Consider the following 20,616-nt stretch of genomic DNA (forward strand, 5'->3'; position numbering starts at 1 on the left):
TCAAGCGCAAACTGTCCTCTCTACGTTAATGTTTTTTGATGTACATATCTTTGGTGTAGTAATACCCCAGCTTATCCGGCGTGAATCCTCCGACCCATGGCTTTACCAGATGCGTCCGCACATAGTGATAGACCGGGATAGCAGGCACATCCTGCCCTAACATATCTTCCGCCTGCTGATAAAACTTGCCCCTCGCTGCCGCATCGGCTGCTTTAGCCGCATTGTGCAGCGCCTCATCGTAGGCCGGATTGCTGTACTGGGTGGTATTTTCACTATCGCCGGTGCGGAAGTTATTCAGGAAGGTGGCGGCGTCGTCATAATCGGCAATCCACGCGTAGCGCACGGCGTCAAAATTATGCGTATGCATGGTATCCAGCATGGTCTTCCATTCCTGATTTTGCAGCTTTGCCTCAACGCCAAGATTCTTTTTCCACATTGAGCTGGCGGCGATAGCAATTCGCTGGTGCGATTCCGAGGTGTTATAAAGCAGATTAAACACCAGTGGATGAGCCTCGTTATATCCCGCTTCGCTCAGCAGCTTTTTCGCCTCGGTGATACGCTTATCGCGCGGCCAGCTTGCGTAATCCGGATTCTGTAGCTTCACGCCGCCGATATCAGGCTGGCTGATAAGCCAGGCCGGACGCTGCCCCTGTCCCAGCACCTTCTCGGCAATAATGTCTTTATCAAGCGCCATATTCAGCGCCCGCCGTACGCGCGGGTCGTTAAACGGCGGTCGGGTGGTGTTAAATTCGTAATAATAGGTTGCCAGCTGCGGCGAAACATCCAACTGATCGCCAATAGTTTTCTTAAGCTGGGCGAACTGATTAATTGGTACGGTATAGACAATATCAATCTCCCCGGCCTTATAGCGGTTAACGTCTGCGGCTTCAGAACTTATCGGCAAATACGTCACCTTATTAATAATGGTATGGGCATTATCCCAGTACCGAGGATTACGTTCGGCCGCAATGCGCTCATTGACGACCCACTGTGACAGCTTATAGGGCCCGCTGGTGACCATATGCTCCGGTTTAGTCCACTTATCGCCGTAGCGAGATATCAGCACTTTATCGAGTGGAACCAGAGACGGGTGCGCCAGCATCGCCAGAAACGCCGCATTTGGCTGAGTGAGTGTCACCTCGAGGGTGGCATCATCTATCGCTTTCACTCCCAGCGTTTCGGGCGCTTTTTGCCCTCGCGCGATCTCCGCAGCGTTGACGATATGCATATTGCCAGGATAGCTCGCATAGGGGGAAGCGGTTAGCGGTGAGACCAGCCGCTGCCAGCTCCAGACAACATCTTGTGCGGTGATTGCCGAACCGTCGGACCAGGTTACACCTGGGCGTAAATGAAATGTCCAGACGGTGTTATCCCTATTTTCCCATTTTTCGGCCAGCCGGGGCTGAATCTCGCCTGCGGGAGAAACGCTGACCAGCCCTTCGAAAAGATCGCTGAGAATATTGAACTCAACGTCGCTTTCCACTTTATGCGGATCCAGCGACGATGGCTCGCTGCCGTTATTTCGGACTAACTCCTGCTTCTCTGCCAGCACCGTTCCCGGTGGCACCTGAGCGGCCAGCGCCGGAACGGTCATTGAGAACAGGCCGACGGCCAGCAGCATGCGTGTTATGTGATTATATTTTTGTGGTTTCATATCCCTTGCCTTTATTGCGCTTCGTTTGTACCCTCTCCAGACTTAGTCACAGAACGGCTATAACGCAATATTTTTCAGTTAGTTATCAGATTTTGATCTAGCTTCAGATGGTGAACACATAAACATGCTATTTATTCTCTAAATTCTGAAATAATATTCTGCGAGGCAGCCATCTGGCTTTGAGTAAAGATGGGTAAAAGCACTATGGCTTCAGCCGTGGTTTTTTTATGCTTCGTTATTAATTACATCTGTCATAAGAGAGTGACTCATGGATCGTATAATTACATCGTCGCGTGACCGTTCATCGCTGCTCAGCACGCATAAAGTTCTGCGGAACACTTATTTCCTGCTTAGCCTGACGCTGGCATTTTCCGCCATCACGGCGACGGCCAGCACGGTGCTAATGCTGCCTTCTCCAGGTCTGATTCTGACGCTGGTCGGTATGTATGGCCTGATGTTCCTGACCTATAAAACAGCGAATAAGCCGGTCGGTATTCTGTCCGCGTTCGCCTTCACCGGCTTCCTGGGCTATATTCTGGGGCCGATGCTTAACGCTTACCTGTCTGCGGGCATGGGCGATTTGATTGGTCTGGCGCTGGGCGGTACCGCGCTGGTGTTCTTCTGCTGTTCGGCCTACGTGCTGACCACCCGTAAAGATATGTCCTTCCTCGGCGGCATGCTGATGGCCGGCGTGGTGGTGGTGCTTATCGGTATGGTCGCCAACATTTTCCTGCAGTTGCCGGCTCTGCATCTGGCCATCAGCGCGGTGTTTATCCTGATTTCTTCAGGCGCCATCCTGTTTGAAACCAGCAACATCATCCGCGGCGGCGAAACCAACTACATCCGCGCGACCGTTAGCCTGTACGTCTCGCTGTACAACATCTTCGTCAGCCTGCTGAGCATCCTTGGCTTCGCCAGCAGAGACTAATCCTCTCCCCGTCTGTACTCAGGCCCCGCTTATGCGGGGCCTTATTTTTTGCTACACTGCCGCCATTTTCAGCGGTATGTGAAGAATCATGTTTATCTTTGAAGGCAATGAAATTGAGACCGATAGCGAAGGCTATCTGAAGGATACCACCCTGTGGAGCGAGGCGATGGCGGTAGTTATCGCCGAACAGGAAGGCATTAGCCTGTCCGTTGAGCACTGGGAAGTGGTGCGCTTTGTGCGCGACTTTTATCTGGAATTTAACACCTCACCGGCGATTCGTATGCTGGTGAAGGCCATGGCGAACAAGTTTGGCGAAGAGAAAGGCAACAGCCGCTATCTCTACCGCCTGTTCCCGAAAGGCCCGGCTAAGCAAGCGACAAAAATTGCCGGCCTGCCTAAACCGGTCAAATGCATCTAATACAGAATGGCGAACTTCTGCCACTCTCTGGTGGGTTGATGGGGCTCGGTCAGCACCCTGTCAACCCGCGCGCTGCGTGGCCCACCGGCCTTCAGCCAGGCAATCAGCGTCTCCACCTGCCCCGCATCTCCGCAGGCAAGCACCTCTACGCCGCCGTCATCAAGATTACGCGCATACCCGGTTAACCCAAGCCGCAGCGCCTCACGCTGGGTCGAATAGCGAAACCCGACGCCCTGAACGGAACCGTATACCCACGCCATCGTGCAAACCGTTGCCATGTTCTCTCTCCTTTCCGGCCAATGACTCAATACTGAGGATAGCAAATTCTTTCAGCGTACATGCTTTGGTAATAACCCAAAGTGCTGACGAAAACGGGCGGTAAAGCGCGAGCCTGACAGATAGCCGCTGCTTTGCGCAATTTCACCAATGGGCCGCGACGTCGACTGCAATTGCCCCAGCGCGTAGGCCATCCGCACCTCTTCTACGATCTGGCGAAAGCTCCGGGATTCCTGCTGCAAACGGCGGCGCAGCGTCGATTCGCCAAGAAACAGCATTTTTGCGACTTTCGCCACGCTCCACGCTTCGGCAGGCGACAGCATAATAATCTGCCTGACCTGACCGGTTATGTCGTCGCGCCGTTCGTTAAGCAGCGGTCCAGCGTATCCGGCCTGATACAACGCCAGCAGCAACCCCATCGCCTGATGATGCTGTAACTCCGCCGAAAGCCCTTCCCGCACCGCCTGCAGAACGCTCTGCCACATAAACGAGAGTTCCGGCGCCAGCGGCGCGCAGAGCGACGTCAGACGGCCCGTCTGCGGATCGCTCATATAACGCCCCTTAAAATCCGCCAGAAGCTCAGGCGTTAATGAGAGCAGATCGGAGCAAAACAGCCCGTTTTCCGGCTGGTTAATAACCTCCAGCTCAACTTCAGCGGGTAAAATAATGAGCTGCTGCGGCGTTGCCAGCATCTGGCTGGCTCCCTGCACAATCACCTTACTGCCGCGATTTACCCGACAGAGCGCGGGCGAAAACAGCGTGACGCGGTGCAGTTTGCATAAACGTCGGGTCGTAATTTCTGCCGCCGTTAACGCATTATGATGAAATTGAACATTCCGCATCAGGCTGCCCTTTTTTATCGCCCTGCCACCGCGGTTAACTGCGCGTTGGCGATAGCGTGGCTATGTAACATAAAACCGACTAATGCTCCGCTGGCCTGAGCATCAACAGGCAGTGTCGGCGTATCAAGCGCCCATACCGTAAAGCGGTAGCGATGCGGTTTATCTCCGGCGGGCGGACACGCGCCGCCAAAACCCGCATAGCCAAAGTCATTGCGCCCCTGTATCGCCCCGGCGGGCAGTTTAGCGTTATTTTTGTCTCCGGCGCCAGCGGCTAAGCCAGTCACCTGTTGGGCAATATTCACCACCGTCCAGTGCCACCAGCCGCTCCCGGTCGGCGCATCCGGGTCATAAGCGGTCACCGCGAAACTACGGGTACCCGCTGGGGCATTTTTCCAGACAATTTGCGGTGAGATATTGCCGCCGGTGCAGCCAAAGCCGCCAAACCAGTGCGTCTGCGCCAAAGGTTCGCCTTCGCGCATATCCTCGCTGCTAACGCTGAACGGCGCGGCAATCGCTGCCCCGCTCATTATTACCATCATCGCGGCGACGAATTTCAATCCTGTTTTCATTGTATTTTCCTCCTTATGGGTGAGGAAATACTGTAAGATCCCGGCGTGATTTTTAATGTGCCAAAGCGCCTGCGTTTTGTGCCGAAACGCTCACCTGTCAATACTGGTGGAATGGTGCTTGCCTCAGCCACTTGTGCTAACCTACGCGCCATTTTTTCGGTGCCGACATTCCCGTTGCTTAAAGGTAGCCCCATGACAGACTCCATTTTCCCCCGCTTAGTGTTAACCAAAGGACGCGAGAAATCCCTGCTGCGTCGCCATCCGTGGATTTTCTCCGGCGCCGTCGCCAGGATGGAAGGTAAAGCCCGTTCCGGTGAGACCATCGATATCGTGGATTCGCAGGGAAAATGGCTGGCCCGCGGCGCGTATTCTCCTTCTTCACAGATCCGCGCCCGCGTCTGGAGTTTTGATCGCGATGAAGCCATTGATAACGCCTTTTTTGAGCGTCGCCTGCAGCAGGCGCTGACCTGGCGCGAATGGCTGGCAGCCCGCGACAGCCTTGATAGCTATCGCCTGATTGCCGGTGAATCCGACGGCCTGCCGGGCGTCACCATCGACCGTTTTGGCGACTTTTTTGTTCTGCAACTGCTGAGCGCCGGTGCGGAATACCAGCGCGCGCCGATTGTCAGCGCCCTACAAACGCTGTTCCCGAACGGCTCTATCTACGACCGTAGCGACGTCGCGGTGCGTAAAAAAGAGGGGCTGGAGCTGGCGCAAGGGCTGGTCGTCGGTGAACTGCCGCCAGCTCTGCTGCCAATTACCGAGCATGGTATGCAGCTATTGGTAGACATTCAGGGGGGTCACAAAACCGGCTACTACCTCGACCAGCGCGACAGCCGCCTGGCGACCCGTCGCTACGTGACGGACAAACGCGTGCTGAACTGCTTCTCCTATACCGGCGGCTTTGCTATCTCCGCGTTGATGGGCGGCTGCCGTCAGGTGGTTAGCGTTGATACGTCTCAGGAGGCGCTGGACGTTGCAAAACAGAACGTTGAGCTGAATAAGCTGGATCTGTCGAAAGCCGAATTTGTCCGTGATGACGTTTTCAAACTGCTGCGCAAATATCGCGATTCCGGTGAGACGTTCGACGTTATCGTGATGGATCCGCCAAAGTTTGTTGAAAACAAAAGCCAACTGATGGGGGCCTGCCGCGGCTATAAGGATATCAACATGCTGGCAATCCAGTTGTTGAACCCCGGCGGCGTGCTGCTGACCTTCTCCTGCTCCGGCCTGATGACCACCGATTTATTTCAGAAAATCATCGCCGATGCCGCACTCGATGCCGGGCGTGATGTACAATTTATAGAACAGTTCCGTCAGGCTGCCGATCACCCGGTGATAGCAACCTACCCGGAAGGGCTGTATCTGAAAGGGTTTGCCTGTCGCCTCATGTAACTTGAAAAGTGGAGAATCGGCCCGCATATAGCAGGTAATCACGTATCCCAGGAGGTGCTTATGATAGCCAGCAAATTCGGTATCGGCCAACAAGTTCGCCACACGCTTCTGGGCTACCTGGGCGTGATCGTTGATGTCGATCCAGAGTACTCGCTCACGGAGCCGGAAGAGGACGAAATCGCCGCTAACGACGAACTGCGCATGGCCCCCTGGTACCATGTGGTGATGGAAGATGATGATGGCCAGCCAATTCACACTTACCTTGCGGAAGCGCAGCTAAGCAGCGAACCCAGCGACGAACATCCTGAGCAACCGTCAATGGACGAGCTGGCGCGAACGATTCGTCGGCAGCTGCAGGCGCCGCGACTACGTAACTAATCTAAAATCGAAAAACCCGCGCTGCGGGTTTTTTATTGCCTGTTACCTTATCGCGGTATCTGCCAGCGCCTGGCAAATCAGACTGTTGAACTGCCCGGCGCGCTGCTGTTTTTCGCTCCAGCGAGTATTGGCCAAATTCATTTCACGGGAAATACTTTCGCTGCTAAGCGCAAGCTGCTGAAAAAACGGTTGCAACATCTTCCCTCCCGGCAACTCTCGGGTTTTAAATACCGGGCTGCCATCAGCGTAACGCCAGGCCATCGCCTTATCTGGCAAAGTTATCGCCGGGAAACCATGTTGAGCGTAGCCGGCCCAGAAGCTCGCGGCACCGTAGCCGCGCGAGAAATTACGCTCACAGGTGGAAGGCTCGGCCGGCGGCAAGACTCTTTTCTCCGCAGGCCTGAACACATTTTCCATCCAGCGCGCCATCCCTTCCAGATACCATTTTTGTTTAAACACCGCATAGCCGTACTGGTACAAATGGAAAAGCTCATGCGCGGGCGTAACGTTGCGCGCCGGTTGCAACGCGGCGTTAAGTACAATTTTTAAGCCGCAGGGGAGCGCCGTTCTGTCGCTCATGGTTTCCGCCGCTACGCGGTCAAAGGCCAGACCGTTACCCTTGGGAAGAGTCAGCAGGTAGATATTAATCTGCCGCGCCTGAGCGTAGATCTTCTGCCGTAGCGGCGTTCGCAGGCCCAGCAGCGACGTGTAGAGATATTCTGCAGCCTGCAGTTGGCTGGCAATATCTTTAATGACGTCCGGCACTCCATCGCCGGTGCTATCCTGCGGATATTGCAGGGCGTCCTTACCCTGCAGGCTGTAATAAATATGAAAATCATCCACCATATGCGTCTTTTCCAGCCGATGCTCATGGAGCAGAGAACCGGGGACGCAGTGGGAGACCAGCAGCACGTCGTGGGCCTGAAGCGGCGAACAGCAGCAGGATGCCAGCAGTATTACGGCGATTCGTTTCATTGCCCCCTGCCCATACTCAAACGCATCCTGTCGTTACCTAACGTTAGCCGTCGGATGCCCCTTCTTTGCTTCCCCAATATCCACCACCGGTTCTGCATATATCAAACGCTCGCTTGCCTGCTGCCATGCCGCCCAGCGCCTGGCAATGGCGCTGGCGTAATAGCGCTGAGCGTTACTCAGCGCGGCTTGCTGCATACTTTGCTGCAACGCTTTGTCGGAGATGACTTTGATCAACGCCGCCGCCAAAGCGTCTTCATCATCGCAGGGCACCAGAATCCCGGCCTGCCTATCCTGCAGGATATCGCGCGGACCGTACTTAATCGCAAAGCTTATCAGCGGCGTGCCGTAGGCCATCGCCTCTACGGCGGAGATAGACTGCCCCTCCTGGGTCGAACAGAGCACCGTGCAGCAGGCCGTTTTATGCGCTTGCTCAATATCCGAGGTAAAGCCATTAATATGGATAACCCCCTCCATTCCCCATTCCGCTACCTGCGCGCTGAGATTGCGCCGTAGCGGGCCGACGCCGTAGGTATGTAGCTGCGCATCAGGGATTACAGCCAAGACGTTGCGAAACGCGTTCAGCAGCAAGGTATGCTGTTTCTCCGCTGAATAGCGCGCCAGGTAAATCACCGTTCGTGAAGGAATTTTCTGTGGGGCCGCCGGGATATTGCTGTTATCCAGGTGGTTTGGAATCACCACCATTTGCTTGTGTGGGAATCCCTCCTGCTGCAAATCCTGCCACTGCTCATCGGTCAGGACAATCAGCGTATCCACAAGGTCCGGTTGTTGCAAAATATGCCGGTACGAACTTTTCAGCTCACCGTTGGACAACTGGTGATGAGAGTGGATGATAGCGCTCAGCGAGCACGTCATACGCTGGGCTGGCCGCGAGCAGACAAAATTTTTCCACGTTTTATTTTTATCGACGATAAAGTGCCAGCGCCCTCTTCCGCTGAGCATCGTTTCCAGCATCCACGCAAAAAACGCCTCTTCCTGGGTAAAGCGTTTTATTTCACCATCCGCCAGGGCGATTTCAAGATGGCTGAGCTGCACATTGCCCTTTTTCTCGTCAAAGCTTTTGCGCAGAAGAATATTTCCGGCGCTATCGAGATAATCCTCAATGATTCTCCCCTGCGGGCGCAGGAGATAATTGTGTTTACCCACCGGCAAATCCGCAGCGGGACTTACGGCGTGCCTGAGTGTAAGTATCCCGGCAAAACAAACCATTAATATTCAGAAATAACGGAAAGCACTTATCTTACAATGATATATAATAATAAGCTTACATTTAGAGATACTATGCGCATCCATGATGAATTTTGTTACTCACGGTGATTACAATAAAGATAAAATTATGAATCATTCATTCTTCATATCTTTAATCATTCATTGATTAACTATCGTAAAAAAATCTGTGATATTGTTCATACAAATCGCATAAGAAAAACATTACATTTTTTTTAAATTTTAAAAAATATTGAAATATTCCCCCCTATATCCAGGATGAATTTCGCTGATAAAAAAACGATTTTCCATTCGTTTTTTTATCTATAAAGGAGGAAGAAAAGCAAAAAAAAAAGCATTTCAAATGCGGGGAACGCGCGCTATAAAAACAAAATAAGCATTTGGTTCATCTTGTAATAAAAATAAAAAAACGTTTCGATGTAGATTTAATTAAAACAATCACCTTAAATAACTTAACAATGAGCCTGTATAAAAAACGGCCCCTTACTCGCTGGACGTCCAACTTTTGGGGGCCGCTCATTAGACGAGGCTTTGGTTCACCTGGCCAATCCTAATCGCGGGATCTCAATCGCCGGGCAGCGATCCATCACCACGTTCAGACCAGCGTCTCGGGCAAGTACTGCCGCCTGTTCATTGATTACTCCCAGCTGTAGCCACAGCGTTTTGGCTCCAATAGCCACTGCCTCCTGCGCAACGCCCAAGGCCGCTTCCGAATTGCGGAAAACGTCAACCATATCGACCTTTTCTGGCACATCAGCAAGCGAAGCATAACCCTTTTGCCCTAGCAGAGTCGTTCCTGCAACCTTCGGAGAAACAGGAATAACATGGTAGCCCTGCTCCAGGAGGTACTTCATTACCCGATAGCTTGGGCGGTCTGGCTTGTCGCTAGCGCCCACCAGCGCAATCGTCCGTGTTGAGGTCAAAATGCTTGCGATATCGTTCTCTTTCATCTTCATCCTCCAGCTATTTAACCCAAGTGTATGCTAATACAGACGAACCAACCATCTATCCTAACCTGCAGATACATCAAAATTTTTCATCCTGGAGCTTGCAGCGTTAACCACTTCCAGTAATCTGTCTACAGGCTAAAATGTGGAATGCAATAATGGAACTAACAACACGTACATTGCCAGCACGCAAACATATTGCGCTGGTTGCTCACGATCACTGTAAAGATATGCTGATGAAATGGGTTGAACGCCACCAGCAGTTGCTGGCCCAACACACGTTATCGGCAACCGGCACTACCGGGAACCTTGTTGCCCGAGCAACCGGGCTTGAGGTTCACGCAATGCTGAGCGGCCCAATGGGTGGCGACCAGCAAGTGGGTGCACTGATTTCCGAAGGTAAAATAGACGTACTGATTTTCTTTTGGGATCCGCTGAATGCGGTGCCGCACGACCCGGATGTAAAAGCGCTATTGCGCCTGGCAACGGTATGGAATATTCCGGTCGCCACCAATGCTTCTACCGCTGACTTTATTATCCAGTCACCTCACTTCAGTGACCCAGTTGATATTCTGATCCCTGATTATCAACGCTACCTCTCTGAGCGCCTGAAATAAGCCAGGCTGGCGGCCGTGCCGCCAGTCTTTATGGTTTTCTCGCTACCGGAACGTCCAGCGCTTCTAACATTTCAACAAACGGCGAAGGGTGTTCTTTATTAAACAATAACCATACGCGAAGGCGTGCTCGAGTGATGGCGACATACAGCAAACGCCTTTCTTCTGCATCGGGAAAATCCTCCGGCTGTGGCAGCAACGCATGCTCCATGATTGACTCACGCGACGGGGCGGGAAATGCATCATCGCCATCCTGAAGACCCAGAACAATGACGTAATCCGCCTGCTGTCCTTTGCTGGCATGAATGGTCATAAAATCGAGTTGCAGATGCGGCCAGCGCGTCGCGGCTTTTTCCAACGCCGTGGGTTTCAGGTGATGGTAGCGAGCTAACAGTAAAATCCGCTGCTCTCGTTTTACATAACCGCTCATTTTATCCAGCAAATCATCAAGCTTATCTTCCGCCAACAGCGTCACCGCCTTTTTATCACCTGCGGACAGACTATTTAATGGTTTCGTTAATTGATGCGGGTTCTGCTGAATAAATCCATTGGCCACCTCACCTATTCGGCTATTGAAGCGATAAGTCGTATCCAGTGCACAGCAATCGCCTTCGCCAAAATAGTGATTAAAAGCCGTCGTTAACGAAAGTTGAGCCCCGCTAAAACGATAGATAGCCTGCCAGTCATCACCGACAGCGAACAATGTAGTTTGCGTATTTTGCCGACGTAATGCTGCCAGTAGAGAGGCACGCTGTGGGGAGATGTCCTGAAACTCATCGACCAAAATATGCTTCCACGGGCTGACAAACCGACCCTTATCAAGAATATTTATCGCCTGATGAATCAGACCGGAGAAATCGACAGCATTCTCATCTTTTAACGCTGTTTTCCACGCTTTGAGCAAAGGGGCCATTAGCTTAACGCGTTTACTAAAAAGATCGCGCACCTCTTCCGGCGCTTGTGCAATCATCTCTGCCTGTGAACCACCGTGCATCCGCATCAGGCTAACCCAGCGGTCGAGTCGACTGGCCATCCGGCGCTGCAGCTTTTTATCCTGCCAAAAATCCTCTTCAGGGACCTGCCAGCCCATCTCCTCTTCCAGCCATAGCCGCCAGCCTTTCGCCTGCGCTTTTTTCTCCTGGCACTGCTGTTGCCAGCACTGTACTAATAATTTTTGGCGCGCAGAGCTGTCGTTCTCCAGTTGACTAATCGTCGGTGCTTTTTTACTACCCTGTTGAATAATGTGTAGCGCCAGAGCATGAAAAGTACGCGCGGAGATCTCTTCTGTCCCCAGGCGCTCACGAATACGCTCATCCATCTCCTGAGCAGCCTGGCGCCCAAATGCTAAAAGCAGGATCTGCTCGGCAGCCGCTTCACCTCTCGTCAATAACCAACCCGCGCGCGCCACCAGAACCGAGGTTTTACCGCTTCCGGCACCGGCCAGAACTAACAATGAACGCTCACCATTTACCACCGCACGAGCCTGAGCCGGGTTCAGTGGCGATGACTCAACTCCGGCAAAAAATCCGCGATATTGTTCCAGCATTGATTCAGTAAATGCGTGGTTATGAGCAAGCCTCGCTTTTTCCGTATCACTCAACCAACTCTGGCATTGTCGCCAAAGCTCTCGGCAGTTATCGAAAGCATCAAGACGACTCGTCGGCATAGGTAATCCACTTAATGCACGACGAATTTTACTCTGAATATCCGCAACCTGCTGTCGAGTTAACCATTTACCCTCCGCGCTGGAACGAGCCACTTCAGCCAATTGCTGGCGGAGTACATCAGCAGAAATATCGCTCATCTCTGCACTCCACTGCTGCCAGAGAGTGTTCAGATGATGATAAAAACGCTGAGTTTCGTTCCATTCAGTACCATGCAAACGCACAACTTTATCGTTTGGCAGAACAAACTCCAGTTCGCCCCAAACCAGCCCCCGTTTGCAATGAACTGACAATAACTGATTGAAAGGTATAAGATACTCATGGCTATCACCGGAGACTTTTACTCCAGCGTTGAGAAGTTGCACCCTATCATAGGGATGCTGTGCCATGCGTTTGCCCAATGTTGTCGCTTTAAGTTCCATATAATGTCGAATTTCAATCAGGTTGGATGTTTTTAAGTTTAACCGCCAGCGACCGGGTGCTCCAGCGTAAAAAAACGCTACAATGGTCAGGTCTTATTATCCACAGGACTCAACAGAGGGTTTATGCGTACCATTCTGAATATTTTAAATTTTATCCTTGGCGGATTCGCTACCACGCTCGGCTGGTTGCTGGCAACGCTGGTCAGCATCGTGTTGATCTTTACGCTGCCTCTCACTCGCTCCTGCTGGGAGATAACCAAGCTCTCTCTTCTTCCTTATGGTAATGAAGCTATTCATGTTGATGAACTCGATCCTCAGGGGAAAAATAGCCTGTTAAACGCGGGCGGGACGCTACTGAATATTTTATGGTTTATTTTCTTTGGCTGGTGGCTGTGCCTGATGCATATCTTTTGTGGTATCGCACAGTGTCTGACAATCATCGGAATCCCGGTCGGGATCGCCAACTTTAAAATCGCAGCGATCGCTCTCTGGCCGGTAGGTCGCCGGGTAGTCTCTGTAGAAACAGCCCGTGCCGCACGTGAAGCCAATGCCCGTCGCAGATTTCAGTAATTGAATGGAACACCGAAATGCTTAGCCCCCTGCTACGCCGCTACACCTGGAACAGCGCCTGGTTATATAATGTCAGGATATTTGTCGCACTCAGCGGTACGACCGCATTTCCCTGGTGGATTGGTGAAGTAAAACTAACCATCCCCTTAACGCTTGGGGTGGTGGCCGCCGCGTTGACCGATCTCGACGATCGCTTGACGGGAAGACTGCGGAATCTGGCCATCACTCTGGTCTGCTTCTTTATTGCTTCAGCTTCAGTTGAGCTTCTCTTTCCCTGGCCCTGGCTATTCGCGATCGGCCTGACCCTTTCAACCATCGGTTTTATTTTGCTCGGTGGGCTGGGGCAACGCTATGCAACAATTGCCTTTGGTGCTTTATTAATCGCCATCTATACCATGCTGGGCGTCACGCTTTACAGCCATTGGTACCTTCAGCCGCTATTCTTGCTGGCCGGTGCGGTCTGGTACAACTTGCTTACGCTCGCCGGGCATCTCATCTTCCCTATCCGCCCTCTTCAGGACAATCTGGCCCGCAGCTACGAGCAGCTGGCGCACTACCTGGAGCTTAAATCTCGGCTCTTTGATCCAGACATCGAAGATGAAAGCCAGGCTCCACTGTACGACCTGGCAATAGCCAACGGCCAGCTAGTCACCACGCTGAATCAGACCAAAGTCTCTCTGCTGACTCGTCTGCGCGGCGATCGTGGTCAGCGCGGTACTCGCCGCACTTTACAGTATTACTTTGTGGCGCAGGATATTCATGAACGCGCCAGTTCTTCGCATATCCAATACCAGACGCTGCGCGATCATTTTCGTTACAGTGACGTGATGTTCCGCTTTCAGCGCATGCTGTCAATGCAGGCGCAGGCGTGCCAGAAACTATCGCGAGCCATCCTGCTGCGTGAGCCCTATCAACATGACGCTCACTTTGAGCGTGCTTTTATGCATCTTGACGCCGCACTCGATCGCGTAAAAGCCAGCGGCGCTCCGACAGAGCAGATAAAAGCTCTGGGATTTTTGCTTAATAACTTACGAGCTATTGACGCTCAGTTGGCAACAATTGAGTCAGTCCAGACGACCATACAGCCCAATAACAGCACTGAAAACCTGCTAGCTGACGACCAGCCTAACGGTTTTAGCGATATCTGGCTGCGCTTACGCAATAATATGACTCCGGAATCAGCTTTGTTTCGCCATGCGGTTCGTATGTCACTCGTTCTGTGCGCTGGCTATGCCTTTATTCAGTTCACTGGGCTAAATCATGGTTACTGGATATTGCTCACCAGCCTGTTTGTTTGCCAGCCAAACTATAACGCGACTCGTCACCGCCTGGCATTAAGGATAGTCGGAACCCTGATAGGGGTAGCGATAGGTTTACCCGTGCTCCTTCTCGTACCATCCATCGAAGGCCAACTGCTCTTAATTGTCCTGACCGGCGTACTTTTCTTTGCCTTTCGTAACGTACAATACGCCCATGCGACAATGTTTATTACCCTGCTCGTTTTGCTGTGCTTTAACTTACTGGGCGAGGGTTTTGAGGTTGCCCTACCACGCATATTTGACACGCTTATCGGTTGCGCCATCGCCTGGGCGGCCGTCAGTTTTATTTGGCCAGACTGGAAATTCCGTAATTTACCAAGAGTGCTTGAGCAAGCAATCAACGCTAACTGTCGGTATTTAGATGCGATCCTTGAACAGTATCACCAGGGTCGAGATAACCGCCTTGCCTATCGTATCGCCCGGCGCGCGGCTCATAACAGAGATGGAGAGCTGGCATCGGTAGTATCAAATTTATCAACGGAACCGAAGGCAGATTCAACAATGCGCGAAATCGCGTTCCGCTTACTGTGTCTGAACCATACCTTAACCAGCTATATATCAGCCCTGGGTGCCCATCGTGAAAAACTGACAACGCCAGATATCCTGGCGCTGCTGGACGATGCCGTTTGTTATGTTGATGACGCACTTCACCACACACCAGCCGATGAACAGCGGGTACAGCAAGCTTTAGCAAGCCTGCAGACCCGGATCCAGCATCTCGATCCTCGCTCCGATAGCAAAGAACCTTTAGTACTTCAACAAATAGGTCTGCTATTGGCGCTGCTGCCAGAGATTTGTCGGCTTCAGCGGCAGGTGGGAGTTCAGCCTGACTAGGTTTCTATTTCCTGCACCTGCGCTGCTGCCCACTCCTCAAGCTCCTGACGCCGTTGCGTCGGGAGCGTGGCGGCATGTACGCCCTCAATAGCTCCTTCTAACGAATAAAGTACATTGACCGTTAGCGCTTTATTTATTTTCCGCAGTCTCAACCAGGTTTCTTTCGTTCCAACCCTGCGTAACATGTTCTCATCTGTAATACCGACATTAATCAACTGCAGTTCCATGTGAAAACTAATATTTGGCAAGTTTTTCAATCTCCCTGAATACCGCTGCCGATGCTTTTCACTACGGGCGGTCTGCAACGAAAGGGATGATAAATGAAAAAGCATTTTACTATCACGCCAAAGCCCTTCATCTATATGATAATATTTCATTGCAACCAGACGACCATTTTTCTGCATCCGTAGAAGCGGAGGTTTGTGTGTTACACGATATGTCGCACTCTGTTCGCAAACCCGAAGATAGATTTCGCCCTCAGCCATCATGGCAAAAACGGTATTATCTATCGCCAGGCTATAACCACCAAATAAGGGCCGACAGCTTATTCTCCCTAATGGAGACAAACATGCGCGAAACTGATGAATCCTAAGGTATACAAATTTCTTCATGATTATTCCTTTGTTAATCATGTAAATAAGATAAAAGTTTATTAACGGATCCGCTGATAAAGAAAATAAGTGACTTCCCTTTATGCAGCAACATGAATTATTTCTTTATTTTAATCAGTTTGCTTTTTTGCGAGCAGCTTTCAGAAAATAGCCCCTCGATGAGATCAAAACCAGGAAAGGTAAAATGCTTAATTAATATTAATCACAATAAGATACAGAAGACCTGACTCTGTAATCGCTCTCAACCGCTCACACCCCAATCAAGGAGAACAATTCACCTACAAAAGAATTGCGGCAACGATGAATTCACATTATGCACATGCTCACATTAGGGGCTATCAGCACTTATTCCCTCAAGAGAGAGTACAAATTTCACTCAACAAGAGAGAAAATGTGGTTGATCTTTTCGCCTGCCGCATATACTGTACATACATACAGTAACTCACAGGCGGGATAGACTATGTTCACTTCAGCTCACGCAAATCGTTCAACACTGACCTCTACTCCAGTACGCCGTCACTCTCATGACGCAACCGAACAGCCAACCAGCGGGCTGATCAGTGAAATTGTCTATCGTGAAGATCAACCTATGATGACTCAGATGTTACTACTTCCTTTACTACAACAGCTCGGTCAGCAATCACGCTGGCAGCTTTGGCTCACACCACAGCAGAAACTAAGCCGCGAATGGGTACAGTCATCCGGTTTACCACTCACCAAGGTCATGCAGATCAGTCAAATGACCCCCTGTAACACTTTGGAGTCGATGATTCGTGCACTGCGTACTGGCAATTATAGTGTAGTTATTGGTTGGCTATCAGATGAACTTACGGCTGAAGAGCATGAACGACTGGTTGCCGCTGCAGAAGAAGGTCATGCAATAGGCTTCATTATGCGGCCGGTGAGAAATACACGTCAGCCAGGCAGACAACTTTCCGGCCTGAAAATTCATTCAAACCTGTATCATTAAGTGAATTTAGGATAAATCCTGGAATTTTTTTTGAGATGAGCAGAGAGGAGCTTTTCCAATGACTATTTTTGTTAAAATGCCTGTCTGATGCGGTTTCGCGACTTTTTTTGCTGCATGAATTTCAACCCTATTTGTTAAACATTGCATACACAACCCTTTTTTTTCATATGCCTGACGGAGTTCACACTTGTAAGTTTCTAACTAAGTTGTAGACTTTACATCGCCAGGGGTGATCGGCTTACGCTGCATGTATCAGCATAGTTAACAACAAGTCACGCCCCGGGTGAAGGATTTAACCGTGAGGTCTTCTGAACCTTCATGGCGAATTTTGGATGATAATGAGGCGCAAAAAATGAAAAAGACAGCTATCGCAATTGCAGTGGCACTGGCTGGCTTCGCTACCGTAGCGCAGGCCGCTCCGAAAGATAACACCTGGTACGCAGGTGCTAAACTGGGCTGGTCCCAGTATCACGACACCGGTTTCTACGGTAACGGTTTTAAAGGCAACAATGGCCCGGTTCGTAACGATCAGCTGGGTGCTGGTGCGTTTGGTGGTTACCAGGTTAACCCGTACCTCGGTTTCGAAATGGGTTATGACTGGCTGGGCCGCATGGCATATAAAGGCAGCGTTGATAACGGTGCTTTCAAAGCTCAGGGCGTTCAGTTGACTGCTAAACTGGGTTACCCGATCACTGACGATCTGGACATCTACACCCGTCTGGGTGGTATGGTTTGGCGTGCTGACGCTAAAGGCAACTACGCTTCTACCGGCGTTTCTCGCAGCGAACATGACACTGGCGTTTCCCCTGTATTCGCAGGTGGCGTAGAGTGGGCTGTTACTCGTGACATCGCAACTCGTCTGGAATACCAGTGGGTTAACAACATCGGCGACGCTGGTACCGTTGGCGCCCGTCCTGATAACGGCATGCTGAGCCTGGGTGTTTCCTACCGTTTCGGTCAGGACGATGTTGCTCCGGTTGTAGCACCGGCTCCGGCCCCGGCTCCAGAAGTGACTACCAAGCACTTTACCCTGAAGTCTGACGTTCTGTTCAACTTCAACAAAGCAACTCTGAAACCGGAAGGTCAGCAGGCTCTGGATCAGCTGTATACTCAGCTGAGCAACATGGATCCGAAAGACGGTTCCGCAGTTGTACTGGGCTACACCGACCGTATCGGTTCTGATGCCTACAACCAGCAGCTGTCTGAGAAACGTGCTCAGTCCGTTGTTGATTACCTGGTATCTAAAGGTATCCCGGCTAGCAAAATCTCCGCTCGTGGTATGGGTAAATCCAACCCGGTCACTGGCAGCACCTGTGACAACGTGAAAGCTCGTGCAGCTCTGATTGACTGCCTGGGTCCGGATCGTCGTGTAGAGATCGAAGTTAAAGGCTACAAAGACGTAGTAACTCAGCCGCAGGCTTAAGTTCTACCGTTGATAAAAACCCCGCTTATGCGGGGTTTTTTGTATTTATCTATCAAAACTACAAATCTGTAGAGCGAAGAGGATCTTACTCAACATCTAACCTCTACTCTTTGCCTAGCAATACCTGCAAATCATGCTTCAGGCTGGACATCTTGCTGGCATACTTCTCTTTGTGCTCGGCATCCTCAATCAACTGCACGATTGTTTCCGACAGGGTCTTGCCTCGCCTTTGCGCCAAACCCGCGAGCCGTTGCCAGACCATAAACTCCAGGTCGATAGATTTTTTACGCGTATGCTGATGTTCCGCATTAAAATGCCGCTTACGTCGAGCACGGATAGTCTGCTTCATACGGTTCACTAACTCCGGATTGATATGCTGCTCAATCCAGGTATTCACCAGAACAGGTTCATTCTCGAGCGTCAGCAAGACATCGACCGCGGCTTGCGCAGCGCTGGCTTCAATGTAGCGGGTTATCGGTTCACCTTCCCGGTGCTTTTTTACCAGGTACGTCCATTTCCAGCCGCTTTCCAGATTTTCCAGTTGTTGATATTTCATTGCGATCTCAATGTGACCGTGTAACTCATTTCAGGATATCAGTTTTTTATCGTTATGCTGAGAATAAATCATCTTTCGTGAAGTGGGTATATTCGTAATCACGACGACAATCGCAATCCTCAGTGTGCTCAGACGCGGCATAATGTATAATCGCGCGTTTTACATCTGACTAAAAACAGCGACTTTGACCATTACGAAACTTACCCGAAACGACCTCGCTCCTGATACGGAAAGTTATCAGGCGCTGTTTGCACAAGCCGACTTATCTCAAACAGAGGCATCCCTCTGTGGCGAACTGCAACCCCGTTTATTCTATGCCCTGGAGCAGCTTCTGGTCACTCCAGCCATTTCGCCATTTATGCTGGTTAAAGCCCCGGAAGAACCGGAGTACCTGCAGTGGTTAGCAAACGAAACCCGGACCTTACATCAGCCATCAGACGTACTGCATGGTGTACGTTACCAGGTTAATGGTGGAAATATCACGCTCTCCCCGGCACAAACGGCGGAAGATAACTTCGCCAGTATTGCTCCGGTTGAATCAGCTGACTGGATTGAAGCAGAGCAACTTTTCGGCTGTGTGCGTCAATTCAATAGTGAAATCACGTTAGAGCCAGGCCTGGTTCACCGCGCCAACGGCGGCGTACTGATCCTTTCGCTACGTGCATTGCTGGCTCAGCCGCTGTTGTGGATGCGGCTGAAAAATATGGTGGCTCGTCAGCGTTTTGACTGGCTTTCATTTGATGAGTCCCGCCCTCTTCCGGTAAACATTCCCTCCATGCCGCTCAGTCTGAAAATCATTCTGGTTGGCGAGCGGGAATCACTGGCTGACTTCCAGGAGATGGAACCCGAGCTTTCTGCGCAGGCAATCTACAGCGAATACGAAGATAATCTGCAAATCGCTGATGCAGATACCCTGAAGCAGTGGTGTCAGTGGGTCTGGCAAAATGCTCAACAGCTAGAACTCCCAGGGCCAGCCGCTGATACCTGGCCGCTACTGATTCAGGAAGGTGCACGCTATACGGGTGACCAGGAAACCCTTCCCCTGTGCGTACTCTGGATTACTCGCCAGCTTCGTGAAGCCGCTGCTTTCTGTGAAAGCGAAGAGATTAGCGCTGAAGAGATGCAAACCATGCTGGAGCGCCGCCTGTGGCGCGAAGGTTATCTTGCTGAACGTATCCAGGATGAAATCCTGCAGGAGCAAATCCTGATCGAAACTGAAGGCGAATGCGTAGGACAAATCAACGCGCTATCGGTCATCGAGTTTCCAGGTCATCCGCGCGCATTTGGCGAGCCTTCGCGCATCAGTTGCGTCGTACATATTGGCGATGGCGAATTTATTGACGTTGAGCGCAAGGCTGAACTGGGGGGCAACATTCATGCAAAAGGCATGATGATTATGCAGGCATTCCTGATGTCAGAGCTGGAACTTGAACAACAGCTCCCGTTCACCGCCTCCCTGACCTTTGAGCAGTCCTACAGTGAAGTGGATGGCGATAGCGCCTCTATGGCAGAATTATGCGCTCTAATCAGTTCACTGGCCAATGTACCGATTAATCAGAGCATCGCCATTACCGGCTCCGTCGATCAGTTTGGTCGCGTACAGCCGGTTGGTGGACTCAACGAAAAAATTGAAGGCTTCTTTGCTATTTGCCAGCAGCGTGGGCTGACCGGTAAACAGGGCGTTATTATTCCCTCCGCGAACGTTCGCCATCTGAGCCTGGCGCAGGAGCTACAGCAGGCCGTTGCGGATGAGCAGTTCTTTATCTGGGCTGTCGATGACGTAACAGAAGCGCTGCCCATCCTGACCCAATTACTCTGGGACGGCGAAGGACAAACTTTACGGCAAACCATTCAGGAACGGATTGCGCAGGCGACGCAGCAAGAGGGTCGCCATCGCTTTCCGTGGCCGCTACGCTGGTTAGGCGGTTCAGGTTCGAACTGATCGGACTTGTTCAGCGTACACGTGTTAGCTATCCTGCGTCCCGAACTCAAAATAAGGCTTACTG

At 51.4% G+C, this 20,616-nt stretch carries 19 protein-coding genes and 1 pseudogene; 10 read left to right on the forward strand and 10 right to left on the reverse strand.

Going from position 1 to position 20,616, the window contains the following annotated elements; translation table 11 throughout:
- Window positions 1–25: 25 nt before the first annotated feature.
- The gene (locus FN082_RS00295) at window positions 26–1,654 is read right to left on the reverse strand and encodes an ABC transporter substrate-binding protein (protein ID WP_139541090.1); all 1,629 of its coding nucleotides are present in this window, start codon (window positions 1,652–1,654) and stop codon (window positions 26–28) included.
- Between the two features lie 268 nt (window positions 1,655–1,922).
- Here FN082_RS00295 and yccA point away from each other — a divergent pair, with 268 nt between their 5' ends.
- Window positions 1,923–2,582 carry an FtsH protease modulator YccA gene (gene yccA / locus FN082_RS00300; RefSeq protein WP_112215297.1) on the forward strand — a complete coding sequence of 220 codons (660 nt, stop codon included), beginning with the start codon at window positions 1,923–1,925 and terminating at the stop codon, window positions 2,580–2,582.
- Between the two features lie 88 nt (window positions 2,583–2,670).
- Window positions 2,671–3,000, forward strand: coding sequence for a sulfurtransferase TusE (gene tusE, locus FN082_RS00305; RefSeq protein ID WP_139541089.1), 330 nt, complete (start codon window positions 2,671–2,673; stop codon window positions 2,998–3,000).
- Here tusE and yccX read toward each other — a convergent pair.
- The 3 genes from yccX to FN082_RS00320 are packed head-to-tail and all read right to left on the reverse strand — an operon-like array spanning window position 2,997 to window position 4,687.
- Window positions 2,997–3,278: an acylphosphatase gene (gene yccX / locus FN082_RS00310; protein WP_139541088.1), complete on the reverse strand. Its 282-nt coding sequence runs from the start codon at window positions 3,276–3,278 to the stop codon at window positions 2,997–2,999. The genes tusE and yccX overlap by 4 nt on opposite strands.
- Window positions 3,279–3,329: 51 nt before the next feature.
- On the reverse strand, window positions 3,330–4,118 hold the full coding sequence (locus tag FN082_RS00315) for a helix-turn-helix transcriptional regulator (protein WP_139541087.1): 789 nt from the start codon (window positions 4,116–4,118) through the stop codon (window positions 3,330–3,332).
- Between the two features lie 14 nt (window positions 4,119–4,132).
- On the reverse strand, window positions 4,133–4,687 hold the full coding sequence (locus tag FN082_RS00320; protein ID WP_139541086.1) for a YbhB/YbcL family Raf kinase inhibitor-like protein: 555 nt from the start codon (window positions 4,685–4,687) through the stop codon (window positions 4,133–4,135).
- Between the two features lie 192 nt (window positions 4,688–4,879).
- On the opposite strand from FN082_RS00320, the gene rlmI reads away from it, so the two are divergent.
- Together rlmI and hspQ are read left to right on the forward strand one after the other, a co-directional pair.
- Window positions 4,880–6,082, forward strand: a complete 1,203-nt coding sequence (gene rlmI / locus FN082_RS00325; RefSeq protein WP_142980943.1) for a 23S rRNA (cytosine(1962)-C(5))-methyltransferase RlmI — start codon at window positions 4,880–4,882, stop codon at window positions 6,080–6,082.
- A 60-nt stretch (window positions 6,083–6,142) separates the two neighbouring features.
- Window positions 6,143–6,460, forward strand: a complete 318-nt coding sequence (gene hspQ / locus FN082_RS00330) for a heat shock protein HspQ (protein ID WP_139541084.1) — start codon at window positions 6,143–6,145, stop codon at window positions 6,458–6,460.
- A gap of 42 nt (window positions 6,461–6,502) precedes the next feature.
- Here hspQ and FN082_RS00335 read toward each other — a convergent pair whose 3' ends face one another.
- The 3 genes and pseudogenes from FN082_RS00335 to FN082_RS00345 all read right to left on the reverse strand — a co-directional run bounded on the left by FN082_RS00335 (window position 6,503) and on the right by FN082_RS00345 (window position 9,630).
- Window positions 6,503–7,435: a peptidase gene (locus tag FN082_RS00335; RefSeq protein ID WP_142980944.1), complete on the reverse strand. Its 933-nt coding sequence runs from the start codon at window positions 7,433–7,435 to the stop codon at window positions 6,503–6,505.
- A gap of 33 nt (window positions 7,436–7,468) precedes the next feature.
- Window positions 7,469–8,647 (reverse strand): annotated as a pseudogene (locus FN082_RS00340) (glycosyltransferase); the annotation flags it as partial.
- 569 nt (window positions 8,648–9,216) lie between these two features.
- Complete coding sequence (locus FN082_RS00345) at window positions 9,217–9,630, reverse strand: CoA-binding protein (protein ID WP_142980945.1); 414 nt, start codon at window positions 9,628–9,630, stop codon at window positions 9,217–9,219.
- A 155-nt stretch (window positions 9,631–9,785) separates the two neighbouring features.
- Here FN082_RS00345 and mgsA point away from each other — a divergent pair, with 155 nt between their 5' ends.
- Window positions 9,786–10,244, forward strand: coding sequence for a methylglyoxal synthase (gene mgsA / locus FN082_RS00350; RefSeq protein WP_139537203.1), 459 nt, complete (start codon window positions 9,786–9,788; stop codon window positions 10,242–10,244).
- A gap of 28 nt (window positions 10,245–10,272) precedes the next feature.
- Here mgsA and helD read toward each other — a convergent pair whose 3' ends face one another.
- Window positions 10,273–12,327 carry a DNA helicase IV gene (helD, locus tag FN082_RS00355; protein WP_142980946.1) on the reverse strand — a complete coding sequence of 685 codons (2,055 nt, stop codon included), beginning with the start codon at window positions 12,325–12,327 and terminating at the stop codon, window positions 10,273–10,275.
- Between the two features lie 123 nt (window positions 12,328–12,450).
- Here helD and FN082_RS00360 point away from each other — a divergent pair, with 123 nt between their 5' ends.
- Window positions 12,451–12,897, forward strand: coding sequence for a YccF domain-containing protein (locus tag FN082_RS00360; protein ID WP_139537201.1), 447 nt, complete (start codon window positions 12,451–12,453; stop codon window positions 12,895–12,897).
- Window positions 12,898–12,914: 17 nt separating this feature from the next.
- Entirely contained in the window at window positions 12,915–15,050 is a 2,136-nt protein-coding gene (gene yccS, locus FN082_RS00365) for a YccS family putative transporter (RefSeq protein ID WP_139537200.1), read from the forward strand.
- Here yccS and FN082_RS00370 read toward each other — a convergent pair.
- Window positions 15,047–15,661 carry a TfoX/Sxy family DNA transformation protein gene (locus tag FN082_RS00370; RefSeq protein ID WP_139537199.1) on the reverse strand — a complete coding sequence of 205 codons (615 nt, stop codon included), beginning with the start codon at window positions 15,659–15,661 and terminating at the stop codon, window positions 15,047–15,049. The two genes, yccS and FN082_RS00370, sit on opposite strands and share 4 nt — an antisense overlap.
- A gap of 460 nt (window positions 15,662–16,121) precedes the next feature.
- Here FN082_RS00370 and sulA point away from each other — a divergent pair, with 460 nt between their 5' ends.
- Together sulA and ompA are read left to right on the forward strand one after the other, a co-directional pair.
- A complete protein-coding gene (gene sulA, locus FN082_RS00375) occupies window positions 16,122–16,631 on the forward strand; it encodes an SOS-induced cell division inhibitor SulA (protein WP_139537198.1) in 510 nt (169 codons plus the stop codon).
- A gap of 352 nt (window positions 16,632–16,983) precedes the next feature.
- Window positions 16,984–18,054 (forward strand): porin OmpA, encoded by a 1,071-nt coding sequence (gene ompA, locus FN082_RS00380; protein WP_139537197.1) that lies wholly within the window; start codon window positions 16,984–16,986, stop codon window positions 18,052–18,054.
- A 103-nt stretch (window positions 18,055–18,157) separates the two neighbouring features.
- Here the strand turns inward: ompA and matP are convergent, their stop codons facing one another.
- Window positions 18,158–18,610, reverse strand: a complete 453-nt coding sequence (matP, locus tag FN082_RS00385; RefSeq protein WP_139537196.1) for a macrodomain Ter protein MatP — start codon at window positions 18,608–18,610, stop codon at window positions 18,158–18,160.
- A gap of 184 nt (window positions 18,611–18,794) precedes the next feature.
- Here matP and FN082_RS00390 point away from each other — a divergent pair, with 184 nt between their 5' ends.
- A complete protein-coding gene (locus FN082_RS00390; protein WP_142980947.1) occupies window positions 18,795–20,552 on the forward strand; it encodes an AAA family ATPase in 1,758 nt (585 codons plus the stop codon).
- Window positions 20,553–20,616 lie beyond the last annotated feature (64 nt).

The organism is Klebsiella spallanzanii (genome assembly GCF_902158555.1).
Classification (GTDB): domain Bacteria; phylum Pseudomonadota; class Gammaproteobacteria; order Enterobacterales; family Enterobacteriaceae; genus Klebsiella; species Klebsiella spallanzanii.

Excerpts from the sequence above, each read along its gene's own strand:
- FN082_RS00295 (WP_139541090.1), bottom strand. The coding sequence starts at position 1,654 with ATGAAACCACAAAAATATAATCACATAACACGCATGCTGCTGGCCGTC.
- yccA (WP_112215297.1), top strand. The coding sequence starts at position 1,923 with ATGGATCGTATAATTACATCGTCGCGTGACCGTTCATCGCTGCTCAGC.
- tusE (WP_139541089.1), top strand. The coding sequence starts at position 2,671 with ATGTTTATCTTTGAAGGCAATGAAATTGAGACCGATAGCGAAGGCTAT.
- yccX (WP_139541088.1), bottom strand. The coding sequence starts at position 3,278 with ATGGCAACGGTTTGCACGATGGCGTGGGTATACGGTTCCGTTCAGGGC.
- FN082_RS00315 (WP_139541087.1), bottom strand. The coding sequence starts at position 4,118 with ATGCGGAATGTTCAATTTCATCATAATGCGTTAACGGCGGCAGAAATT.
- FN082_RS00320 (WP_139541086.1), bottom strand. The coding sequence starts at position 4,687 with ATGAAAACAGGATTGAAATTCGTCGCCGCGATGATGGTAATAATGAGC.
- rlmI (WP_142980943.1), top strand. The coding sequence starts at position 4,880 with ATGACAGACTCCATTTTCCCCCGCTTAGTGTTAACCAAAGGACGCGAG.
- hspQ (WP_139541084.1), top strand. The coding sequence starts at position 6,143 with ATGATAGCCAGCAAATTCGGTATCGGCCAACAAGTTCGCCACACGCTT.
- FN082_RS00335 (WP_142980944.1), bottom strand. The coding sequence starts at position 7,435 with ATGAAACGAATCGCCGTAATACTGCTGGCATCCTGCTGCTGTTCGCCG.
- FN082_RS00345 (WP_142980945.1), bottom strand. The coding sequence starts at position 9,630 with ATGAAAGAGAACGATATCGCAAGCATTTTGACCTCAACACGGACGATT.
- mgsA (WP_139537203.1), top strand. The coding sequence starts at position 9,786 with ATGGAACTAACAACACGTACATTGCCAGCACGCAAACATATTGCGCTG.
- helD (WP_142980946.1), bottom strand. The coding sequence starts at position 12,327 with ATGGAACTTAAAGCGACAACATTGGGCAAACGCATGGCACAGCATCCC.
- FN082_RS00360 (WP_139537201.1), top strand. The coding sequence starts at position 12,451 with ATGCGTACCATTCTGAATATTTTAAATTTTATCCTTGGCGGATTCGCT.
- yccS (WP_139537200.1), top strand. The coding sequence starts at position 12,915 with ATGCTTAGCCCCCTGCTACGCCGCTACACCTGGAACAGCGCCTGGTTA.
- FN082_RS00370 (WP_139537199.1), bottom strand. The coding sequence starts at position 15,661 with ATGAAGAAATTTGTATACCTTAGGATTCATCAGTTTCGCGCATGTTTG.
- sulA (WP_139537198.1), top strand. The coding sequence starts at position 16,122 with ATGTTCACTTCAGCTCACGCAAATCGTTCAACACTGACCTCTACTCCA.
- ompA (WP_139537197.1), top strand. The coding sequence starts at position 16,984 with ATGAAAAAGACAGCTATCGCAATTGCAGTGGCACTGGCTGGCTTCGCT.
- matP (WP_139537196.1), bottom strand. The coding sequence starts at position 18,610 with ATGAAATATCAACAACTGGAAAATCTGGAAAGCGGCTGGAAATGGACG.